Source organism: Methylobacterium cerastii, from assembly GCF_022179125.1.
Classification (GTDB): domain Bacteria; phylum Pseudomonadota; class Alphaproteobacteria; order Rhizobiales; family Beijerinckiaceae; genus Methylobacterium; species Methylobacterium cerastii.
In genome coordinates this window covers 1-4644 of record NZ_BPQG01000037.1, presented here as the reverse complement: position 1 = coordinate 4644, position 4644 = coordinate 1, and the positions used below count along the sequence as shown (strand labels likewise).

1 protein-coding gene is annotated in these 4644 nt (G+C 66.9%); it reads left to right on the top strand.

Going from position 1 to position 4644, the window contains the following annotated elements:
- The coding region (locus MFF13_RS13290) for a beta strand repeat-containing protein (RefSeq protein WP_238272300.1) at positions 1 to 4644 on the top strand (4644 nt) is incomplete at both ends.

The following is a 4644-nucleotide window of genomic DNA, read 5'->3' as shown; positions in this document are numbered from 1 at the left end:
CGAGGTGTTCACGGTCACGTCGCTCGACGGGACGACGAAGGACATCACCTTCACGATCACCGGCACCAACGACGCCCCGATGCTGGCCGCCGATGCGGGCACGCACATCTTCACGGAGGCCGCCGCGACGACGGGGTCGACGACGGCCGTCACGCTCACGGCGAGCCTGAGCTTCACCGATGTCGACCTGATCGACACGCATACCGTGTCGGTGGCAGCCCCCGTCCTGACCGGTTCGGGCACGGCGGGACTGACCACCGACCAGAAGGCTGCGCTCGTCACCGCGCTCACGGGCGTCCTGATCCCGGGGACGATCACCGACACCAGCGCCACCGTCACTACTGGCACGATCCCGCTGAGCTTCTCGAAGGCGGATGGCGCCTTCGACTTCCTGGCGGCGGGCGAGACGCTGTCCATCAGCTACGCCGTCACGGTGTCGGACCAGCACACGGGCGGTACCGCGACGCAGTCGGTCGTGATCACGGTCACCGGCACCAACGACCAGCCGGTGCTGGCAGCCGGCACGGGTGCGATCACCGAACGGGCGGGAACGAACCTCTCGACGGTCGACCAGGCCACGGCGACGCTCGCCTTCACGGATGTCGACCTGTCCGACACCCACACGGCGACGGCGAGCACCGGCTTCACGCTCGGCGGGACGGGGTTTACCGCCCTGACCGATGCGCAGAGGAGTGCGCTCCAGTCGAGCCTGCCTTCGGCGCTTACGCTCTCGAGCGCCACGATCAGCGACAGCACCCAGAAGGGCGCGGGCTCGGCGAGCTTCACCCTCAGAGCCCAGGACAAGACCTTCGACTTCCTGGCTGACGGGCAGACGCTGACCATCACCTACGACGTCACGGTCAGCGACAACCGGGCGGACACGACCTCCGCCTCGGCCTCGAAGACCATGACCTTCACGGTCACGGGCTCGAACGACGCTCCGGTGCTGGCCGCCGACACCATCGACACCCACGTCGTGCGCGAACTCGCCCGCACGTCCGGAAGCGCGGATTTCGATACGGCGACCGCGAACCTGACCTTCACGGATGTCGACCTGTCCGACACGCACACGGTCGTGGTCGCGCCGCCGGTGGTCACGCTGACCAAGCCCGACGGGACGCCCGGCACGTTGCCGAGCGCGCAGAGCGCCATCCTGGCGGACGTTCTGGCCACGGCGTTCACGCGAATGGGCTACACGGACAGCACGGGCCAATCGAACAACACCGGTTCGATCGGCTTCAGCTTCAGCGTGGCCGACGCGAAGCTCGACTTCCTGGCGGCCGGTGAGTCGCTGAACGTCGTCTACGCCGTGACGGTCAAGGACGCGCTGGGGGCCACCTCGACGCAGCCCGTCACCTTCGCGATCCTGGGCACGAACGACCTGCCGGTGCTCAGCGCCGACACGTCGGGTGTGGGCAACACCACGCACCAGATCACGGAAGCGGCCGCAACCACGGGTTCGACGACGGCGGACACCGCGACCGCGAGCCTGACCTTCACCGATCTCGACCTCTCCGACACGCACACCGTGTCGATCGCGGCTCCGACGCTCAGCGGGACCGGCTACACGCTGCTTTCGCCCGGACAGCAGGCGACGCTCGCCTCTGCCCTGGCGAACGCGCTGACCAGCACCGCCTTCGTGAGCGGTGGCGCCAACGACAGCACCAACGCGCTGAGCGGTACGGGTACGATCCCGCTGAGCTTCTCGAAGGCGGACGCGACCTTCGACGTCCTGCGCGAGGGCGAGACGCTGGTCGTGACCTACAACGTCAGCGTCACGGACAGCCAGCAGGTGACCTCGACCCAGCCGGTGACCTTCACGATCACCGGTACGAACGATGCTGCCGTGATCACTGTGCCGGCCGGGCAGGTGGTCAACGTGACCGAGGACGGCACGCTGACGAGCGGCAACCTGACCGCGACGGGCACGCTGTCGGTCACGGATGCCGACCACGACCAGTCGGGCTTCCAGACGACCGTCATCCCCGCCACCGGCGTGCTGGGTACCCTGACCCTCGCAGCGAACGGCGCCTACACCTACAGCGTCGACAACACCAAGGTGCAGTACCTCGCCGCGGGTCAGCCGAAGAACGAGGTGTTCACGGTCAAATCGCTCGATGGGACGACGAAGGACATCACCTTCACGATCACCGGCACCAACGACGTGCCGGTGCTGGCCGCCGATACGGGCACGGGCAACACCACGCACCAGATCACGGAAGCGGCCACAACCACGGGTTCGACGACCCTCGACAAGGCCACCGCGAGCCTGACCTTCACGGACGTGGATCTGGCCGACACGCATACGGTGTCGTTCGCCGCCCCGGCGATCACCGGGACCGGCTACTCTGCCTTGAACGCCACGCAGCAGGCGGCCCTCGTCACGGCGCTGACCGGGGCGCTGGCCACGGGCACGATCGTCGACAGCACGAATGCGGCCAACAACACCGGCACGATCCCGCTGACCTTCTCGAAGGCGGACGCGACCTTCGACTTCCTGCGGGAGGGCGAGACGCTGAGCGTGACCTACGACGTCACCGTCAACGACAAGAACGGTGGTATCTCGACCCAGCCGGTGACCTTCACGATCACCGGCACGAACGATGCTGCCGTGATCACTGTGCCGACCGGCCAGGTGGTCAACGTGACCGAGGACAGCCCCTCGACCACGACCACCACCCTGACCGCGACGGGCATGCTGTCGGTCACGGATGCCGACCACGATCAGTCGAGCTTCCAGACGATCGTCGCGCCGGTCGGCAACGTCCTGGGCACGCTCACCCTCGCAGCGAACGGCGCCTACAGCTACAGCGTGGCTAACGCCAAGGTGCAGTACCTCGCCGCAGGTGAGATCAAGTCCGAGGTGTTCACGGTCAAATCGTCCGATGGAACGTCGAAGGACATCACCTTCACGATCACCGGCACCAACGACGCCCCGGTGCTGGCCGCCGATACGGTGGCGTCGCACGCTCTGATGGAGCAGGCGATCACCACCGGTTCGCCGACGCCCGATACGGCGCCGGTAACTCTGACCTTCACGGATCTCGACGTCATCGACGTCCATACGGTGGGGTTCTCGGCCCCGCGGCTCGACGGGACGGGCTACACCGGCCTGACGGATCTCCAGAAGGCGCAACTCGTCACCGCGCTCACGGGCGCCCTGACGTCCGGGACGATCGTCGAAGCCAAGGGCTCTACCGGGTCGATCCCGCTGACCTTCTCGAAGGCGGACGCCGCCTTCGACTTCCTGGCGTTCAACGAGACCCTGGTCGTGACCTACGACGTGACGGTGTCGGACGGAAAGTTCGGCACCTCGCTTCAGCCTGTGACCTTCACGATCACGGGCACGAACGACACCCCGGTCCTCTCCGCAGGCAATGCGTCGATCGTCGAGCGCAACGCTACCAACGACACGACGGTCGACACCGCGACGGCCAAGCTCACCTTCACGGACGTCGACCTGACCAACACGCACACCGTGTCGGTCGCGTCGGGCTTCACGCTCGGGGGGACCGGTTACACCGGTTTGACGGATACGCAGAAGAGCGCGCTCGGCACGTCCCTTACGTCGGCTTTGTCGCTGTCGCCGGCGGCGCTGACCGACAGCAACGGGACCGGTGCAGGCTCGGTCAGCTACATCCTGTCGGCCCAGGACAAGACCTTCGACTTCCTGGCCGCCGGGCAGACGCTCACCATCGCCTATGACGTCACGGTCAAGGATGCGCAGGATGCATCCTCGACGAAGCCGATGACCTTTACCGTCACCGGCACCAACGACCTGCCGGTGCTGGCCGCCGATACGTCGGGGACGGGCAACACCACGCACCAGATCACGGAAGCGGCCGCAACCACGGGTTCGACGACCCTCGACACGGCCACCGCGAGCCTGACCTTCACGGACGTGGATCTGGCCGACACGCATACGGTGTCGTTTGCAGCTCCGGCGATCACCGGGTCGGGCTACTCTGCCTTGAACGCCACGCAGCAGGCTGCCCTCGTCACGGCGCTGACCGGGGCGCTGGCCACGGGCACGATCGTCGACAGCACGAATGCGGCCAACAACACCGGCACGATCCCGCTGTCCTTCTCGAAGGCGGATGCAACGTTCGACTTCCTGGCGAAGGGTCAGGTCCTGACGGTCACCTACGACGTCACCGTCAACGACAAGAACGGTGGTATCTCGACCCAGCCTGTGAGCTTCACGATCAACGGCGTCAACGATGCGGCGGTGATCGGTACGCCGACGGTGGCGTCCGTGACGGAGGACAGCGGGGTTACGAACGGCAACCTGGTGGCGACGGGGTCGATCTCGATCGCCGACACCGACACCGGCGAGGCGACGTTCGCCACCACCGTGGTCAAGGCGACGGACGCCCTCGGCGCGCTCGTGCTCAACACGGACGGGACCTACACCTACACGGTGGCCAACGCGGCCGTGCAGTCGCTGGCCGGTTCGGCCGCTCATGGCGGCACCGCGACCCACGTCGACAACTTCACGGTGTCGGCCGCGGACGGGACCACGAAGGTGGTGTCGTTCACGATCAACGGCGTCAACGATGCGGCGGTGATCGGTACGCCGACGGTGGCGTCCGTGACGGAGGACAGCGGGGTTACGAACGGCAACCTGGTGGCGACGGGGTCGAT